The organism is Palleronia rufa, from assembly GCF_000743715.1.
Lineage (GTDB): Bacteria > Pseudomonadota > Alphaproteobacteria > Rhodobacterales > Rhodobacteraceae > Palleronia > Palleronia rufa.
This window is the reverse complement of the sequence record NZ_JQEY01000001.1, coordinates 746953-764205: the sequence shown is the minus strand read 5'-3', so window position 1 is coordinate 764205 and position 17253 is coordinate 746953. Positions and strand designations below refer to the sequence as shown.

Sequence of the window (17253 nt, the reverse complement as noted above, 5' to 3'; positions counted from 1 at the left end):
CTTTGGGGCCGGGCGTTGGGCGGGTGACACTGATCTCAAGGAGCCCCGACCATGCCGATTGTGCAGACCGCCGACAGGACCGAACTCTACGTCAAGGACTGGGGCGATGGGCGCCCCGTCATCCTGGTCCATGGCTGGCCGCTCAACGCCGACAGCTGGGAACACCAGGCCCTGGCCCTGACCGACGCAGGCTACCGCGTCGTCAGCTACGACCGCCGCGGTTTCGGGCGGTCGGGCCAACCGTTTTCCGGCTACGACTACAATTGCATGGCCGATGACACGGCGTCCGTGATCGACGCGCTCGACCTGCGCGACGCAACCCTCGTGGGATTTTCCATGGGCGGAGGAGAGGTTGCCCGCTACATCTCGCGTCACGGAACGTCGAAGCTGCGGCAGGCGGCGCTGATCTCGTCCATCGCGCCCTACATGAAGAAGACCGACGACAACCCCGACGGCGTGGACGCCGAGGTGTTCTCGCAGATGCAGGAGGGCGTAAGGAAGGACCGCGCGGCGTTCATGGAGGATTTCTTTCCGAACTTCTACGGCAACGGAACGCAGGCCGGCGGGGTGTCCGACAGCGTGCTGCACTGGACCTGGACAATGGCGATGATGGCGTCCCCCAGGGCGACGCTGGCGTGCATCGACGCGTTCGGCCATACCGATCTTCGGCAGGACATGGCGGCGTTCGACATTCCCACTTTGGTTGTGCACGGAACGGGCGACGAAATCGTGCCGATCGCGCCGTCCGGCCGTGCGGCGGCCGCGGCGATCCCCTCCGCGACGCTAAAGGAATACGAAGGCGCCCCACACGGTCTGACCGCGACCCACGCGGAACGGCTCAACAAGGATCTCATCGACTTTCTGAAGGGGTGAGCGGCGTCCCGGAGACCCTCCGGCGGAGGGTCTCAGCCGCGAACGCGCGGAGCGCCGACAAGCGGCGTCCCGGAGACCCTCCGGCGGAGGGTCTCAGCCGCGAACGCGCGGAGCGCCGACAAGCGGCGTCCCGGAGACCCTCCGGCGGAGGGTCTCAGCCGCGAACGCGCGGAGCGCCGACAAGCGGCGTCCCGGAGACCCTCCGGCGGAGGGTCTCAGCCGCGAACGCGCGGAGCGCCGACAAGCGGCGTCCCGGAGACCCTCCGGCGGAGGGTCTCAGCCGCGAACGCGCGGAGCGCCGACAAGCGGCGTCCCGGAGACCCTTGGGTGGACTACCGTCGAGGCGGAAAGCTCTACCGGATGTTCTGCCCAAGGCCTGGGCGCTTGGCGGGCGAGGGCGGGATCCCGGCCGGGTCCGCGACGCCGTTGCGACGCGCGACGTGCTCGCGGCCGGGAGCGATGCAGCCGCGAAACGCCTGGCGGACCTGACACGCGGCCGTGGCCGGGCCAGTTCTTCGCCCGGTCGTGGTCCACGACCGGATGGACCAGAGACGGCGCGCGCCAGAGCGGGCCGTCTCCGGTCAGGGCCGGGCCGCGGGGGGTCAGAGTCCCATGCAGTTGGCGTAGTAGGTCACCGTCGCCGGCCAGTCCGAGAAGATCCCGGCGACGCCCACGTCCTGGGCCAGAACGTCGGTGACGTTGAGGTAGTCCTCGTCCCCGTCGATCAGCTCGGCCACGGACTGGTAGTACCAGCCGCCGCCCTCCGCCAGCGGGCCGGAGCGTTCCAGAGACCAGGTGATGATGCCGAGATCCGCGGCCTTCGCCTCGGTCGCCAGGGCAGAGGGCACCATCTTGCCGCCCTCGGCCTTGAGCAGCATCCAGATCGGCGGGGCGATGTAGTTCACCCCCATCCCCTTGAGTTCGGCCATGGTGTTGGGCCAGGTCGCGGGGTCGTCGGGGTCGTAGCCCTCGGTGTCGTACTCGTCCATCAGATAGACGGCCTGGGCGCCGAACGCGGGCTCGTTCTCGATCCAGTAGAGCACATCGTCCAGCTCGAAACTCTGCGGCCAGACGCGGGACGGGTCGATCCCGGCATCCTTGTATTCGTCGATCAGCTTCTGCGCGTAGTCCTCTTGCGAGAATCCGTCGAACGGCATGTCCACCACGGGCGCCTTCAGCTCCGGCGTGAAATCCGCGCCGAGTTCGTCGAAGAGCGCGATGGACTCCGCATGGGTCAGCAGCGTCGCGTCATTGGAATAGAGCGTCGTGCGCCAGGGCTCCACACCGCCCTGGAACTCTTCCGGCGTTGTGGCGGCGGCATCGAAGCTGTCCATCTTGGGCCGGAGCGTGCGGAATTCATCAAGCGTGATGTCGGAGGTGCGGCATTCGGCGGTCGCCTCGGTCTCGCCCTCTGCAGGCGTGAAACCGGAGGTGCAGTTGTCGGCCAGGTCGGAGACGAGGATGTTGGTCGTCGTTTGCAGGTCGTTCTGCGCGTGGCGGCAGACCAGTTCCTTGTCGGCGGTGAAGGTCACGTCGCATTCCAGGATGCCGGCGCCCATTCCGGCGGCCGCGCGGTTCGATTCCACGGTATGCTCTGGGAACATCAGCGGCGCGCCCCGGTGGCCGATGGAAAACTTGGTCTGCGATCCGGTCTGGTTCGCGCAAGAGGAAAGCTTGTCCTTCAGAGCGCCCTCTTCGAGCTTTCCGACCAGATAGGCGGGGCGGGGCCCGTAGTCGACGCTGGCGGCGGCGGTGTCATGCGCCTCTGCATGGGCCTGCCCGGCGGCCAGAACCGCCGCGGCGGTCAACATCAGGTGCTTCATCTCTCTCTCCCTTGTCCCGGCGACCCGGCGGGCCGCCATCATGCCCAGCGTACTAGGCAATCGGGATCACGGAAACATGACATGCCGCGCGCGGCAAGGCCGGTCAGGCGCGGCGCGCCGCCATTTCGGGAAACAGCGCCGCGAGCCCCTGTTCGGAGGCCGCCGCCACTCCGCGCTCGGTAATGAAGGCGGAGACCAGCCGTGCGGGCGTCACATCGAAGGCGTCGTTGCGCGCCGGCGTGCCGTCCGGGGTCACACGCACGCTGGCGATGCCGTCCCCGGTGGCGCCCTGGACATGGGTGACCTCACGCGGGTCGCGTTCCTCGATCGGGATTTCGGCGATGCCGTCCGACACGGTCCAGTCGATGGTCGGCGACGGCAGGGCGACGTAGAACGGCACCCCGTTGTCGCGCGCCGCCAGCGCCTTGAGATAGGTGCCGATCTTGTTGCAGACATCGCCGGTGCGGGTCACACGGTCGGTTCCGGTGATGACCAGATCCACCAGCCCGCGCTGCATCAGGTGTCCGCCCGCGTTGTCGGTGACATAGGCATGGGGCACGCCGTGGCTGCCCAGTTCCCAGGCGGTCAGCGCGCCCTGGTTGCGGGGCCGCGTCTCATCCGTCCAGACATGCAGGGCGATGCCCGCGTCATGGCCCTGGTAGAGCGGTGAGGTCGCGGTGCCCCAGTCCACCGTGGCGATCCAGCCGGCGTTGCAATGGGTCAGCACGCGCACCGGCTCTCCGGGGGGCTTGGCGGCGGCGATCTCGCGCAGGATCGGCAGGCCGTGCTGGCCGATCCTGCGGTTGATCTCCACATCCTCGTCGGCGATCTGATGGGCAAGCGCCAGCGCCGCGGCGGCCCGCGCATCGGCGGCGGTGGGCAGCAGGGCCGCGCGCGCCCGGTCCAGCGCCCAGTGTAGGTTGATCGCCGTGGGGCGCGTGCCGTGCAGCCGGTCGTAGGCCGCGTTCAGCGCCGCGTCGGAAGCGTCCTGCGCCATCGCAAGCGCCATGCCATAGGCTGCGGTGGCCCCGATCAGCGGGGCGCCGCGCACGCGCATCTGAACGATCGCGTCGCAGAAGGCGTCCATGGTGCGCACCGTGTCGATGCGGAAGTCGTGGGGAAGCCAGCGCTGGTCGATGATCTGCAGCGCGCCCTCTTCGGCCGACCACCAGAGCGACCGGTACTGCCGTCCCGCGACCTTCATGCGCCCAGCCGCTCAGAGATCAGCCGCTCCAGCTTTACCGCGTCGGCGTGGAACTTGCGGATGCCCTCGGCCAGCTTCTCGGTGGCCATGGCGTCCTCGTTCACGTCCCAGCGGAACGTCGGCTCGTCGATGGGATCGGCGTCGCCGGTGGCGGTGGCGGGATCGAGCCGGCGCGGCAGATCGCCCCCGTCGGCCTCCAGCGCGTCCAGCAGATCGGGTGAGATCGTCAGCCGGTCGCAGCCCGCCAGCGCCTCGACCTGGCCGGCGTTGCGGAACGACGCGCCCATGACCACGGTGGCGATGCCGTTGGACTTGTAGTGGTCGTAGATCTCGCGCACCGATTTCACGCCGGGATCGTCGTCGGGCGCGTAGCCTTCGACGCCGTCGCTGGCCTTGTACCAGTCGGTGATGCGGCCCACGAAGGGTGAGATCAGGAACACGCCCGCATCCGCGCAGGCGCGCGCCTGGGCCATGGAGAAGAGCAGCGTCAGGTTGCAGTCGATGCCGTCCTTCTGCAGCGTTTCCGCGGCGCGGATGCCCTCCCACGTGGAGGCGAGCTTGATCAGGATGCGGTCCTTTTCGATGCCCCGCGCGGCATAGGCGTCGATCAGGCGGTGCGCCTTGGCGACGGAGGCCCGGGTGTCGAAGGAAAGCCGCGCGTCCACCTCTGTCGAGACGCGGCCGGGCACGATGCCGGCCAGTTCTGCCCCCACCGCGACGGTCAGCCTCTCGGCGATGTCGGGGGCGTCGCCGCCCTTTCCGACCGCGGCCGACACGGTGTCCTTGAAATAGTCCGATCCGACGGCTTTCAGCACGATGGACGGGTTGGTGGTGCAATCCTGAGGCTTGAGGCGGCGGACGGCATCCACGTCTCCGGTATCGGCGACGACGATCGTCATCTCGCGGAGTTGGTCGAGCTTGCTGGCCATGGTATGTCCTTTCCTCTCGGCTTGAGGCCCAGTCTAATGGTCGTGGGCGGCGCGGACCAGTGGAGGCGGAGATGTATTTGGGGCTCGATCTTGGCACGTCCGGGCTGAAGGCGCTGCTGTGCGGCGCCGATCAGCGCGTGCTGGCCGAAGCGCGTGCGGACTACCGCGCCGATGTGCCCGCGCCGGGCCTGTCGGAGCAGGATCCGGCGGTCTGGGTGACGGCGACGCGCGCGGCTGTGCGCGAGGTGGCGGCGCGCGCGCCCGCGATCCGCACCGACCTGCGCGCCATCGGGCTGTCGGGGCAGATGCACGGGCTTCTGGCGCTGGGCGCGGACGACCGGCCGCTGCGGCCGGCGATCCTGTGGAACGACGCACGGGGCGGCGGCTGGGCCGGCGCCGCGCCGCGGGACACGCTGGCGATCACCGGGGTGGGGCCGATGCCGTCCTTCACCGCGGCCAAGCTGCACTGGCTGAGGGGCGCGGAGCCCGCCATCCACGCCGCGATCGCGACCGTCCTGCTGCCCAAGGATCATTTGCGCCTTTGGCTGACCGGGGACGCGGCCACCGACCCGTCCGATGCCGCGGGCACCCAGCTCTACGACCAGGGGCAGGGGAGGTGGAGCGACACCATGGCCGCCGCCGTGGGTCTGGACCCCTCGGCGCTGCCGCCGATCGCGGGGTCCGCCACGGTGGCCGGGCGGCTGAGGCGTGCGGCCGCAGAGGCCCTGGACCTTCCGTGCGTGCCGGTCGTCACGGGGGCCGCGGACACCCCCGCTGGCGCCCTGGCCGTGGGCTGCACCGACATGCGCCACGCGATGATCTCCCTGGGGACCGGCGCGCTCTGCATCGCGGGGGCGGAGGGCTACGTGCCGCCCGCCGATCCTGGGCTGCACCATTTCGCCCATGCGTTGCCGGGCCGGTTCTACCGCATGGGCGCGATCCTGAACGCGGGCTCGGCGCTCGACTGGGCGGCCGGGGTGACCGGGCAGACCACCGCCACCGCGCTGGAGGCGCTGGCCGCACGGGGGTGGGGCGGTCCGGGGCGGGTGCTGGCGCTGCCCTGCCTCGACGGCACGCGCAGCCCCGTGCCCGCGCCGGACGCCCGCGCGATGGTCCTGGGGCTGGGCCGGGACACCGGACCTCTGGACCTGATGCAGGCGATGGTAGAGGGGATCTGCCTGTCACTGGCAGAGGCCCATGACGCGCTGGCCAGGGGCGGGCCGGTCGCCACCCCCACGGTGATCGGCGGCGGCACCCGCTCTGCCCTGTGGCTCACGATCCTTGCCACCGCCCTGGGACGGAAGATCGCCGTGGCGGACGGTGCGGCCGGCGGCTCGGCGCTGGGTGCTGTGCGGCTGGCGATGCTGGGCGACGGGATCGATCCCGCGGACGTGCTGACCGCGCCCGCCACGCGGCCCGTCGCGCCGGATCCCGCACGCGCCGCGGCGATGGCGGCGTTGCGCGACCGGTACCGCCGCGCGTGGCCCCTGGCGGACCTCTGAACCATCCCGCAGTTGCGGAACGTCCCGGCAGATGGGCAGGACACGGCCCGTCCGCTGCGCATCGGGCGCGGGATCGCGCTGCGGCGGAATATTTACCTGAGGTCAAGTCTTGCACGCCCTGCGTGCTATCTGGATCAATCACCGGATGACCGCGCCCCAGGCGCGCCCTGTGAACCCGACGGGAGACCCGACCATGAGACAGACCTTCAAGCTTGCCGCGTCCGCGCTGGCCCTGTCCATCGCCTTTCAGGCCCATGCCGCGACCGTGCCGGAGGGCACGGCCCTTGCCGAGGACCAGACCTACACGTTCTGGTTGCTCGATGCGATCAAGTCCATGGACCCGCAGATCAACACCGACGTCGAAGGCTCCGACGTGCTGCGCAACCTGTTCGAGGGCCTCTATAACGAGGACGGCGACGGCCAGCTTGTCCCTGGCGTCGCCACGGATCACAAGGTGTCAGAGGACGGTCTGACCTACACCTTCACGCTGCGGGACGACGCCAAGTGGTCGAACGGAGAGCCGGTGACCGCCAAGGACTTCGTCTATGCCTGGCGCCGCCTGGCCGACCCGGCGACAGCCTCCGAATATGCCTGGTACATGGAGCTGATGCAGGTCGAGAACGCGCCGGAGGTCATCGCCGGAGAGATGCCGCCCGACCGGCTGGGCATCACCGCGGTGGACGACCATACGCTGGAAGTCCGGATCACCACGCCGCTGCCCTATTTCCCGCAGATGCTGGTCCACGGCTCGACCTTTCCGGTGCTGCAATCGGTGGTCGAGGAGAACGGCGACGACTGGACCGACGCCGGCACCCTGGTCGGCAACGGCGCCTATACCCTGACAGAGCACACGCTGGGCGAGCGGGTGGTGATGGAGAAGAACGACACCTACTGGGACAGCGACAACACCGTGCTGACCCGGATCGTGGCGCTGACCATCAACGACGTGAACCAGGGGCTGACGCGCTACCTTGCCAGTGAGCTGGACCGCGTGGACATTCCCGCCGGTCAGTATCCGCGCCTGAAGGAGGAGTATCCCGAACAGGCGGTCTCGACCCCCTACAACTGCTCGTACATCTACATGATGAACGTGGGCGAAAAGGGGCCGGAGGCGCTCAAGGATGTCAGGGTCCGCAAGGCGCTGTCCTACGCCATCGACCGCGACATCGTGGTGGACCGGATCCTGCAGGGCGGTCAGCGGGCGGCCTACAACTGGACCCACTGGGCGGTCGCGGGCTTCGAGCGGCCGGATATCGAATACGCCGGCTGGTCCCAGGAAGAGCGCCTGACCAAGGCCCGGGAGCTGCTGGAAGAGGCCGGATACGGCCCCGACAATCCGCTGAACCTGAATCTGCAGTACAACACCTCGGACGATCACAAGAAGATCGCCATCGCCGCCAGCCAGATGCTCAAGGGCATCGGCGTGAACCTCACGCTCGATAACTACGAATGGAAGGTCCACACGGATCGGATGCAGAACCAGGAGTTCGACCTGGCCCGCTACGCCTGGTGCGGCGACTACAATGAGGCGTCCACCTATCTGGACCTGTTCACATCGTATTCCGGCCACAACAACGGCGAGTTCTTCAACGACGAGTACGACCAGGTGATGCGGGACAGCAAGACGGCAGAGGATCCGCTGCCGTTCTACCAGGAGGCCGAGCTGATCCTGGCCGACCAGATGCCGATCATCCCGATCTACCACTACGCCAACGTGGACATGATCGCCGAGGACATCCGCGGCCTGCCGCAGAACAACGTCAACAACACGTGGTACGGCAAGGACATGTACCGCGTCGCGGAATGACCTGACGCGCCGGGCCGGCCCCCCCGCGGGTCGGTCCCGATCCCGACGTCCATCTTGACGATCCCGTGTGCCGCGGAGCCGCCCATGCTCACCTACACGCTCAAACGACTGGCCGTCGCCATCCCGACGCTGCTGCTGCTGATCGTGGTGTCGTTCCTGCTGATGCATGCCGCACCCGGCGGCCCGTTCACCGCCGAGCGCGAGTTGCCGCCCCAGGTGCTGGCGAACCTCAACGCCAAATACGGTCTGGACGATCCGCTGTGGAAGCAGATCCTCACCTATGTCTGGAACGTCGTCACCGGCTTCGATTTCGGACCGTCCTTCATCTACAAGGACCGCACCGTGAACGAGATCATCGCCCAGGGCTTTCCTGTCACCCTGACCTACGGGCTGTTGTCCTTCGCGGTCGCGGTGGTCGTCGGGGTGAGCCTCGGGATCGCCGCCGCGGTCCGCCACAACTCGGCGCTGGACTACGCGGCCGTGGGCGTCTCCATCGGCGCGCAGGTGCTGCCGAACTTCGTCATGGCGCCGATCCTGGTGCTGGTGTTCACGCTGTGGCTGGGATGGCTGCCGGGCGGCGGCTGGCAGGGGCCGGAATACTGGATCCTGCCGGTCGTCGCGCTGTCCACGTCCTTCATGGCCTCGATCGCGCGGATCACCCGGTCGTCGATGCTGGAGGTGCTGACGCAAAACCACATCCGCACCGCGCGCGCCAAGGGGCTGCCGGAGCACCGGGTGATCCTGCGCCATGCGCTGAAGCCGGCGCTGCTGCCGGTGATCTCCTACCTCGGGCCGGCCTTCGTGGGCATGATCACCGGTTCCGTCGTGGTGGACATCTATTTCTCCACCGGCGGAATCGGAAAGGCCTTCGTCGATTCGGCGCTGAACCGCGACTACGCGGTGATGATGGGGGTCACGATCCTGATGGGCGCGCTGACCATCTTCTTCAACCTCGTGGTCGATCTCGCCTATGCGTGGATCGACCCCAAGATCCGGTACTGACATGGTTTCGACCGCCGAACAGACCACCGCCACGGATGTCGCGCCGAAAAAGGGCCGCTCGCTCTGGGCTGACGCGCGGCGGCGGTTCCTGCGCAACAAGGCGGCGATGCTGGGTCTGGCGATCCTGGTCTTCGTGGCGCTTTTCGCGGTCTTCGGGGGACTTCTGGCGCAATGGTCGAACGAGGAGCTGGACTACAACGTCATGGGGCAGGCGGCCCAGCTGGGCGGCCCGTCGCTTGAGAACGGCCACTATTTCGGCACCGACGACCTGGGCCGCGACCTCTTCGCGCGCACCGTGCAGGGCACCCAGATCAGCCTGGCCGTGGGTGTCATCGGCGCGCTCATCGCCTGCGTCGTCGGCACGGTGTACGGGGCGACCGCGGGATACCTGGGCGGGCGCATCGACAGCGTCATGATGCGCCTCGTCGATATCTTCATGGCCGTGCCCTACATGTTCGTGCTGATCCTTCTGCTGGTGATGTACGGCCGCTCGATCACCATCCTGTTCATCGGCGTCGGCCTGATCTCCTGGATGGAGATGGCGCGCATCGTCCGCGGCCAGACCCTCAGCCTGAAGGGCCGCGATTTCGTCGAGGCGGCGCAGGCCACGGGCGTCTCAACCCCGGTCATCATCGCCCGCCACATCGTGCCGAACCTTCTGGGGGTCATCGCCGTCTATGCCACGCTGCTGGTGCCGCTGATGATCCTGACCGAGAGTTTCATCTCCTTTCTCGGGCTCGGGGTGCAGGAGCCGATGACGTCGCTGGGCGCGCTGATTTCCGAAGGTGCGGGGACCATCGCCTATGGCACCACCTGGCAGCTTGGCTTTCCGCTTCTGTTCTTCGTGCTGACGCTGTTCGGTTTCTTCTTCGTCGGCGACGGCCTGCGCGACGCGCTCGATCCGAAGGATCGGTGAGATGGCCTGTCCGGCGACCCTCGCGGCGGCGGCCCGCAGTATCGCCGTGGCGGAACGGTTCCGGCGCAGACCCATGACCAACCGCGGGGCCCGCTGATGGCGCTCCTTGAGATTACCGATCTCTCCGTCACCTTCGACACCGACGACGGGCCGGTGCACGCGGTCTCGAACCTGTCGCTGTCGGTGGAAAAGGGAGAGACCCTGGGCATCGTCGGCGAGAGCGGATCGGGCAAGTCGCAGACCGCCTTCGCGCTTCTGGGCCTTTTGGCCCGGAACGGGCGGGCCTCCGGCTCCGTCCGGTTCGACGGTCAGGAGATCCTGGGCGCGACGACGAAGGAGATGAACCGCCTGCGCGCCGACCGCATGGCGATCGTGTTCCAGGATCCGATGACGTCGCTCAACCCCTACATGCGGATTTCCGACCAGATGGCGGAGGTGCTGACCCTGCATCGCGGCATGGGCAAGCGAGAGGCGGTGTCAGAGGCGGTGCGGATGCTCGACGCCGTGCGCATCCCCTCGGCCCGGGACCGCATCCGCCTCTATCCGCACGAGTTTTCGGGCGGCATGCGTCAGCGCGTGATGATCGCCATGGCGCTTTTGTGCCAGCCGGACCTGCTGGTGGCCGATGAACCGACCACCGCGCTCGACGTCACGGTGCAGGCGCAGATCATGGACCTGCTGGACGACCTGCAGAAAGAGTTCGGCATGGCCACGATTCTCATCACCCACGATCTGGGCGTCGTGGCGGGGTTCTGCGAACGCGTCGTCGTGCTCTACGGCGGCCGCGTCATGGAAGAGGGGCCGACCGACCCGCTTTTCGCCAGGCCCACGCATCCCTATACCCGGGGCCTTCTGGCCGCCGTCCCGCGCGTGGACGATGCGGACGCGAAGATGCGGGCGATCCCCGGCGCGCCGCCCGACATGGCCGACCCGCCGCCGGGCTGCCCGTTCCGCCCGCGCTGCGACTTCGCCGGCGACGACTGCCTCAGGATGCCGCCGCTGGAGCCGTTCGACCGGAACCGCGCCCGCGCCTGCCGCCGCCCCGTCGCGGAGGTCGCGCCATGAGCCCGCTGCTGTCGGTCCGCGATCTCTGCGTGACCTTCCGCATCACCCGCGGCGGCGACATGCCCTGGACCGCGCCGCGCCTGCTGCGCGCCGTCAACGGGGTGAGCTTCGACTTGGAACCGGGCCAGACCTTGGGCGTGGTGGGCGAGTCGGGTTGCGGCAAGTCCACGCTCGCCCGCGGTCTGATCCGGATGGTGCCCTCCACCGGCCGGGCGCTCTGGCAGGACGGCACCGACCTGCTGGCGCTGTCGTCGCGGCAGATGCTGCGCTACCGCTCCCGGATCCAGATGGTGTTCCAGGATCCGCTGGCGTCGCTCAATCCGCGCATGACGCTGGGCCAGATCATCGGTGAGCCGCTGAGAACCCACCGCCCGGACCTTTCCGGCGCCGAGCGGCGGACCCGCGTCGCCGGGATGATGGAGCGCGTCGGCCTTCTGCCGCAGATGATCAGCCGCTACCCGCATGAGTTCTCCGGCGGCCAGTGCCAGCGCATCGGCATCGCCCGGGCGCTGGTGATGGAGCCGAAGCTGCTGATCTGCGACGAGCCGGTGTCGGCGCTGGACGTGTCGATCCAGGCCCAGGTGGTCGATCTGCTGAAGGACCTGCAGCGCGACATGGGGCTGGCGATGATCTTCATCGCCCACGACCTCAGCGTGGTAAAGCACATCGCGGACGAGGTGATGGTCCTCTATCTGGGCCGGGTCATGGAAAAGGCGCCCAAGGCGCGGCTCTACGCCGATCCGCAGCATCCCTATACGCAGGCGCTCCTGTCCGCGGTGCCGATCCCGGATCCCGTGGCCGAGCGCGCCAAGAAGATCATCGCGCTGGAGGGCGACCTGCCGTCTCCCATGTCGCCGCCGTCGGGCTGCGTGTTCCGCACCCGCTGTCGCCGCGGCAAGCCCGATTGCGCGGAAACCGTGCCCGATCCCGGCACCGGACCGCACCGCACCGCCTGTCTGTATCCCGGTCCCGTCCGGGAGGTCGAGACGGGCTGACCGGACCGCGCGACCCGTCCGGGGGGCGCGCGGTCCACACCGGCTGATCCGCCGGGGGGCCGGATCAGACGGCGCACATGGGTTGCGGGTCGCGCCGCCCGGCAGGCACGGCGGCGCGGGCGGCAAGGAAGCTCTCCAGCAGCGGGCGGGCGTTCCTGCCGTGGCGGGCGACAAGCTGCCGTGCCGCCTGACCGGAGGGGATCGGCCGCGCCGGTACGGGCGCCGCCCGGGGTGCCGCAAGGTCCGGGCGCAGCGCCAGCAGATCCGCACGGGCTGGACCCTCCAGCGCCGCCAGGGCCATCGGCCCGGGGAGCAGCGTCTCCGCCGGGGCGCCATCGGCGAAGACGATCTCATGGCACGCCATCAGCAAATGCACGTAGTCCACCGGCCCGGGGGTGTCGCATCGTGTGATGCCCGGCAGGCCGACCAGCCGCAGGGCCGGGACAAGAACCTCGTCCCGGGCGAACATCCGCCGCACGATCGGCGACGCGAGAAGCATCCGGTGCTGGGGCGACACGATGAGGTCCCGCACCGGCAGGCCGTGGCCCAGGGCGCCCGCGCGGATCCGGATCGGGCGGAGACGCGGTTCGGCCAGCAGGATCCCGGCCGCGATCCGGCTCCAGCCGGTCCAGGCGACCGCCTGCGCGCCGTGGTCGAGCGTCATGACCGCGTCCCCCGCCCGGAGCCGTTCGACAGGCCGCCGGCCGTCGGGTGTCAGGATCGAGGCGCCCGGCGTGAAGCACATCACGTTCACGTTGTCGAAGGTCAGCTCCGACCCCGACACGCCGCTCAGCAGGATCGTGCCGGGCAAGGCCGCGTTATCCGCGTAATCGGCGGTCTCGGTGTTGGACTGGTTCAGGCGGTTGTCGTCGCCGAGATCTTCGCGGACGTCGAAGATGCTGTCGTAATAGGCCGACAGGTCCAGGAAATCGTTGTTGGCCTGGTCTCCGTCGTCGATGACCTGACCGGTGCCGGTGTTGAAGTCCAGGATCGTGTCGTTGCCGGTGGACGGCGCGAACGTATCGAACCCGTCGTCCCCGGTGAGCGTATCGTCGCCCGAACCGCCGTCGATCAGATCCCCGCCGTCGCCGCCGCGCAGCCGGTCGCCGCCGTCGCCACCGAAGATCCTGTCGTCGCCGGCACCGCCATCGGCCACGTCCCGCCCGGCCCCCAGGTCGATCGTGTCGTTGCCGGCGCCGCCCGTGACGTCGTCGGTGCTGGCGCCGCTGGTGATCTCATCGTCGCCGTCTTCGCCGAAGATGTCCGCGGACGTTCCCGAACCGGTCGAGACCCGGATCACATCGGCACCGTCGCCGCCGCGGATCGTCGTGTCGCCGTCGCCGGAGGCGGTCACGGTATCGTCGCCCGAACCGCCGTCGATATCGTTCTCGCCGCCTTCGGTGACGATCGTGTCGTTGCCGGCGCCGCCGTCCACGCTGTCGTCGCCGCGGCCCCCTTCGATGGAGTCGTCGTCGTCGCCGCCGCGCAGGACGTCGCTTCCGCTTCCGCCGATCAGCGTGTCGTTGCCGGCACCGCCGCGCACCGTGTTCGCGCTGCCGCCGCCGAGCAGCAGATCGTCCCCGTCGCCGCCGTCGATCGTGTCGCGGTTGGCGCCGCCGTCGATCGTGTCGTTGCCCGCGCCTCCATCGAGGCTGTCGTTGCCGCCTCCGCCCCTGATGCTGTCGTCACCGTCCCGGCCGGAGATTTCGTCGGCGCCGCGGCCGCCGTCGATCGTGTCGTCCCCGCCGCCGCCGTCGATCCTGTCGTCGCCGTCGCCGCCGTCCATGACATCGGCGCCTTGCAACCCTTCCAGGGTGTCGTCGCCACCCCGGCCCGAGATCGTGTCGGCGTCATCCGTACCGATCAGGGAGTCGTTGCCGTTGGTTCCATTGATGGTGGCCATAGATGCACCCCAGGTTGCATAAAATTCGTTTGAAATCTTTGGGTGCCGAAGGGGCCGGTTGGCAAGGCGCAACCGGCCATCCGCGCGGGTTTGTCACTTGGAAAGCGCAATCCAGGCGGGATCGGGCCGGCGGAGAGGCGGCGCGGCCTTGCCGAACGCATCAGGCCTCCGGGAAAAAGCACGCCGCGGGATGCGGCTCGCCCTCCATCGCCGGCCGCTCATCGCGGCAGCGGTCCCGGGCCTTCCAGCAGCGGGGCGCGAAGGGGCAGCCCGGCGGCGCCGCAAGCGGAGAGGGCAGTTCGCCCACCAGCTTGATCCGTTCCCGCCGCTGCGCAGGATCGGCAGAGGGCGTCGCCGAGATCAGCGCCTTGGTATAGGGGTGGCGCGGGGCGTCGAAGATCTCGTCCTTGGGGCCGAACTCGACCGGGCGGCCCAGGTACATCACCAGGATGTCGTCGGCCACGTGGCGCACGACGCTGAGATCGTGGCTGATGAACAGATAGGCCAGATCGAGACGTTCCTGCAGGTCGTTGAGAAGGTTCAGGATCTGGCTCTGGATCGACAGGTCCAGCGCCGACACGGGCTCGTCCAGAACCAGCAGCTTCGGCTCCAGCATCAGCGCGCGCCCCACGGCGATCCGCTGCCGCTGACCGCCCGAGAACATGTGCGGATAGCGGTCGTAGTGCTCTTCGCGCAGGTTCACGAGGCGCATCATCTCCAGCCCCTTGGCGCGCCGTTCCTTGGCGGTCATCCTGGGGCGGTTGATCTTCAGCGGTTCCTCCAGGATCTGCCCGACCTTCTGGCGCAGGTTCAGCGAACCGTAGGGATCCTGGAACACGATCTGCACATCTGTCCTGAGCTCCGCCCAGCGGTCCGGCGTCACCTCCGTGCCGGCGATGGCGAAAGACCCCGATGTGGGCTCTTCGATCATCGTCACGAGCCGCGCCAGCGTGGACTTGCCGCAGCCCGATTCGCCGACCACGGCCAGGGTCTTGCCGGCCTCCACCGAAAAACTGGTGCCCGCCACGGCGCGCACGATGCCGGGATCGCGGAACAGGCCGCCGCCGACCTCGTAGTCCCGGCCCAGGTCGCGGGCTTCGATCACGGGTCCCGCGGCGCTCATGCCTGCGCCTCCTGCGGGGCGTGGAGCGGGTAGTGGCAGCGCGCCCGGCCCAGAGCGTCCGGCTGGACGGGCGGCTCCGTCCCGCGGCACACATCGTCTGCATACCGGCAGCGCGGGCTGAAGAGGCAGCCGGCAGGGCGGTCGTGCTGGCCCGGCACGACCCCCGGAATGGTGGGCAGGCGGCGTTCGGTCGCCCGCTCGGGCAGGGCGGCCAGCAACGCAGCCGTGTAGGGATGGTGCGGCGTGTCGAAAAGAGCCTGCACCTCTTGATCCTCCACCTTCTGGCCCGCGTACTGCACCGCCACGCGTTCCGCCGTCTCCGCGACCACGCCCATGTCGTGGGTGATAAGGATGAGGCCCATCCCGGTCTCTTGCTGGAGGGCGGTCAGCAGATCCAGGATCTGCGCCTGGATGGTCACGTCCAGCGCGGTCGTCGGCTCGTCCGCGATCAGCAGGCGCGGTTTGCAGGCGATGGCCATGGCGATCATCACCCGCTGGTTCATGCCGCCCGAAAGCTGGTGCGGAAAGGCCTTCAGCCGTCGTTCGGGCGCGGGGATGCCGACCATCTCGAACAGTTCCACGCAACGCGCCTGGCGGGCCGCCTTGTCCATGTCGGTGTGCTTTTTCAGCGCCTCGCGGATCTGGAAACCCACGGTGAAGCACGGGTTCAGCGATGACATCGGCTCTTGAAAGATCATCGCCAGCTGGTTGCCGACGATCCTGCGCCGCGCCGGTCCCGACAGGGCGCGCAGGTCGCGCCCGTCGAAGGTCATCTCATCCGCCGTGACGGTCGCCGTCCAGGGCAGCAGGCCCATGACAGCCAGCATCGACACCGACTTGCCGGAACCGCTTTCGCCGACGATGGCCAGGATCTCACCGGGGTTCACGTCCACGTCCACCTTGTCCACGGCACGGAACGGACCCTGGGCCGTGGCGAAGGTGACGGAAAGGTTGCGAATGGTCAAAAGCGGCATCGTTTCACCCTTTGACCGATGTGGGGACGCGCACGATCACCACCGGCCGACCACCGAATGTGCGATACGAAAAGCCCACGATATTGCGCGCGCCCGATCCGGCGGCCCCGGAGTGCGACAGCGCCTGAAAGCCCTGGACCCTGTCGGTCGGCGACACGGGGCGGGCAACCGCCGGGGACATGCCCGAACATGGGGGGCGGGGGCCGGGTCAGAGCGTACGGCATGGGGTCAGCTCCGTTTCAGTTTCGGGTCCAGCGCGTCGCGCAGGCCGTCGCCCATCAGGTTGATGGCCAGCACGGTGACCAGGATGGCGATGCCGGGAAAGGTCACGACCCACCAGGCGCGCAGCACGAATTCCCGGGCGTCGGCCAGCATGGTGCCCCATTCGGGCGTGGGCGGCTGCGCGCCCATGCCTAGAAAGCCCAGGGCGGCGGCGTCCAGGATGGCCGTGGAGAAGCTCAGCGCCGCCTGCACGATGATCGGCGCCAGGCAATTGGGCAGCACGGTGATGAACATGAGCCTGAGGCGCCCGGCGCCGGCCACGCGGCTGGCGGTGACGTAATCCTTGGAGCGTTCGGACATGACGCTGGCACGGGTCAGTCGCACGTAATGGGGCTGAAGCACCAGCGCGATGGCGATCATCGCATTCAGCAGCGTGGGGCCAAGTACCGCCACCAGCACCAGCGCCAGCAGCAGCGACGGAAACGCCAGGATGATGTCCATGAGCCGCATGATGAGCGCGTCGAGCCAGCTGGGCGCGAAGCCCGCGATGAGGCCGATGATGACGCCTCCGGTCACCGCGACGACCACCACGACGATGCCCACGAAGAACGAGAACCGCGCCCCGTGGATCAGCCGGCTGAGCATGTCGCGGCCCACCGCATCCGTGCCCAGGGCAAACTGCCAGGTGCCGCCGTCCTGCCAGACGGGCGGTTGCAGGATCGCGTCGCGGAACTGGGCAGAGGGCGAGTAGGGGGCGATCAGCGGCGCGAAGACGGCGACCAGCAAAAACGCGAGGAAGACATACAGGCCGATCACCGCGCCGCGGTTTTCCCGGAAGGAATTCCAGAAGTCGCGCAGCCGCGACGGACGGGTGCCGATCATCTGCTTGCCGGTCTGGGCGGACGCATCGGCCAT

14 protein-coding genes are annotated in these 17253 nt (G+C 68.8%); 7 read left to right on the top strand and 7 right to left on the bottom strand.

Going from position 1 to position 17253, the window contains the following annotated elements; translation table 11 throughout:
- Window positions 1-51: 51 nt before the first annotated feature.
- Window positions 52-873 (top strand): alpha/beta fold hydrolase, encoded by an 822-nt coding sequence (locus KW83_RS03585; RefSeq protein WP_036174446.1) that lies wholly within the window; start codon window positions 52-54, stop codon window positions 871-873.
- Between the two features lie 602 nt (window positions 874-1475).
- Here the strand turns inward: KW83_RS03585 and KW83_RS03580 are convergent.
- From KW83_RS03580 to tal, 3 genes are all read right to left on the bottom strand, one after another.
- Entirely contained in the window at window positions 1476-2696 is a 1221-nt protein-coding gene (locus KW83_RS03580) for a glycerophosphodiester phosphodiesterase family protein (protein WP_036174443.1), read from the bottom strand.
- A 103-nt stretch (window positions 2697-2799) separates the two neighbouring features.
- Window positions 2800-3900: an S-methyl-5-thioribose-1-phosphate isomerase gene (gene mtnA, locus KW83_RS03570; protein WP_036174440.1), complete on the bottom strand. Its 1101-nt coding sequence runs from the start codon at window positions 3898-3900 to the stop codon at window positions 2800-2802.
- Window positions 3897-4829, bottom strand: coding sequence for a transaldolase (tal, locus tag KW83_RS03565; RefSeq protein ID WP_036174437.1), 933 nt, complete (start codon window positions 4827-4829; stop codon window positions 3897-3899). The genes mtnA and tal overlap by 4 nt, the downstream gene beginning before the upstream one ends.
- 71 nt (window positions 4830-4900) lie before the next feature.
- Here tal and KW83_RS03560 point away from each other — a divergent pair, with 71 nt between their 5' ends.
- The 6 genes from KW83_RS03560 to KW83_RS03535 all read left to right on the top strand — a co-directional run bounded on the left by KW83_RS03560 (window position 4901) and on the right by KW83_RS03535 (window position 12116).
- On the top strand, window positions 4901-6331 hold the full coding sequence (locus tag KW83_RS03560) for a xylulokinase (RefSeq protein ID WP_036174434.1): 1431 nt from the start codon (window positions 4901-4903) through the stop codon (window positions 6329-6331).
- Window positions 6332-6524: 193 nt separating this feature from the next.
- Window positions 6525-8138 (top strand): peptide ABC transporter substrate-binding protein, encoded by a 1614-nt coding sequence (locus tag KW83_RS03555; protein ID WP_036174431.1) that lies wholly within the window; start codon window positions 6525-6527, stop codon window positions 8136-8138.
- 84 nt (window positions 8139-8222) lie between these two features.
- Window positions 8223-9140, top strand: a complete 918-nt coding sequence (oppB, locus tag KW83_RS03550) for an oligopeptide ABC transporter permease OppB (RefSeq protein WP_036174429.1) — start codon at window positions 8223-8225, stop codon at window positions 9138-9140.
- A 1-nt stretch (window position 9141) separates the two neighbouring features.
- Complete coding sequence (locus KW83_RS03545; RefSeq protein WP_036174426.1) at window positions 9142-10056, top strand: ABC transporter permease subunit; 915 nt, start codon at window positions 9142-9144, stop codon at window positions 10054-10056.
- Between the two features lie 96 nt (window positions 10057-10152).
- Window positions 10153-11121, top strand: a complete 969-nt coding sequence (locus tag KW83_RS03540; protein WP_036174423.1) for an oligopeptide/dipeptide ABC transporter ATP-binding protein — start codon at window positions 10153-10155, stop codon at window positions 11119-11121.
- On the top strand, window positions 11118-12116 hold the full coding sequence (locus KW83_RS03535; RefSeq protein ID WP_036174420.1) for an oligopeptide/dipeptide ABC transporter ATP-binding protein: 999 nt from the start codon (window positions 11118-11120) through the stop codon (window positions 12114-12116). Before KW83_RS03540 ends, KW83_RS03535 begins: the two co-directional genes overlap by 4 nt.
- Before the next feature lie 64 nt (window positions 12117-12180).
- On the opposite strand, the gene KW83_RS03530 is transcribed toward KW83_RS03535, so the two are convergent.
- The 4 genes from KW83_RS03530 to KW83_RS03515 form a co-directional block, all read right to left on the bottom strand.
- Complete coding sequence (locus KW83_RS03530; protein WP_051928205.1) at window positions 12181-14019, bottom strand: Hint domain-containing protein; 1839 nt, start codon at window positions 14017-14019, stop codon at window positions 12181-12183.
- Between the two features lie 160 nt (window positions 14020-14179).
- Window positions 14180-15142 carry an ABC transporter ATP-binding protein gene (locus tag KW83_RS03525; RefSeq protein WP_036174417.1) on the bottom strand — a complete coding sequence of 321 codons (963 nt, stop codon included), beginning with the start codon at window positions 15140-15142 and terminating at the stop codon, window positions 14180-14182.
- Window positions 15139-16116: an ABC transporter ATP-binding protein gene (locus KW83_RS03520; RefSeq protein ID WP_036174414.1), complete on the bottom strand. Its 978-nt coding sequence runs from the start codon at window positions 16114-16116 to the stop codon at window positions 15139-15141. Before KW83_RS03520 ends, KW83_RS03525 begins: the two co-directional genes overlap by 4 nt.
- 228 nt (window positions 16117-16344) lie before the next feature.
- Window positions 16345-17253, bottom strand: coding sequence for an ABC transporter permease subunit (locus KW83_RS03515; RefSeq protein WP_036174412.1), 909 nt, complete (start codon window positions 17251-17253; stop codon window positions 16345-16347).

Excerpts from the sequence above, each read along its gene's own strand:
- KW83_RS03585 (WP_036174446.1), top strand. The coding sequence starts at position 52 with ATGCCGATTGTGCAGACCGCCGACAGGACCGAACTCTACGTCAAGGAC.
- KW83_RS03580 (WP_036174443.1), bottom strand. The coding sequence starts at position 2,696 with ATGAAGCACCTGATGTTGACCGCCGCGGCGGTTCTGGCCGCCGGGCAG.
- mtnA (WP_036174440.1), bottom strand. The coding sequence starts at position 3,900 with ATGAAGGTCGCGGGACGGCAGTACCGGTCGCTCTGGTGGTCGGCCGAA.
- tal (WP_036174437.1), bottom strand. The coding sequence starts at position 4,829 with ATGGCCAGCAAGCTCGACCAACTCCGCGAGATGACGATCGTCGTCGCC.
- KW83_RS03560 (WP_036174434.1), top strand. The coding sequence starts at position 4,901 with ATGTATTTGGGGCTCGATCTTGGCACGTCCGGGCTGAAGGCGCTGCTG.
- KW83_RS03555 (WP_036174431.1), top strand. The coding sequence starts at position 6,525 with ATGAGACAGACCTTCAAGCTTGCCGCGTCCGCGCTGGCCCTGTCCATC.
- oppB (WP_036174429.1), top strand. The coding sequence starts at position 8,223 with ATGCTCACCTACACGCTCAAACGACTGGCCGTCGCCATCCCGACGCTG.
- KW83_RS03545 (WP_036174426.1), top strand. The coding sequence starts at position 9,142 with ATGGTTTCGACCGCCGAACAGACCACCGCCACGGATGTCGCGCCGAAA.
- KW83_RS03540 (WP_036174423.1), top strand. The coding sequence starts at position 10,153 with ATGGCGCTCCTTGAGATTACCGATCTCTCCGTCACCTTCGACACCGAC.
- KW83_RS03535 (WP_036174420.1), top strand. The coding sequence starts at position 11,118 with ATGAGCCCGCTGCTGTCGGTCCGCGATCTCTGCGTGACCTTCCGCATC.
- KW83_RS03530 (WP_051928205.1), bottom strand. The coding sequence starts at position 14,019 with ATGGCCACCATCAATGGAACCAACGGCAACGACTCCCTGATCGGTACG.
- KW83_RS03525 (WP_036174417.1), bottom strand. The coding sequence starts at position 15,142 with ATGAGCGCCGCGGGACCCGTGATCGAAGCCCGCGACCTGGGCCGGGAC.
- KW83_RS03520 (WP_036174414.1), bottom strand. The coding sequence starts at position 16,116 with ATGCCGCTTTTGACCATTCGCAACCTTTCCGTCACCTTCGCCACGGCC.
- KW83_RS03515 (WP_036174412.1), bottom strand. The coding sequence starts at position 17,253 with ATGGCCGATGCGTCCGCCCAGACCGGCAAGCAGATGATCGGCACCCGT.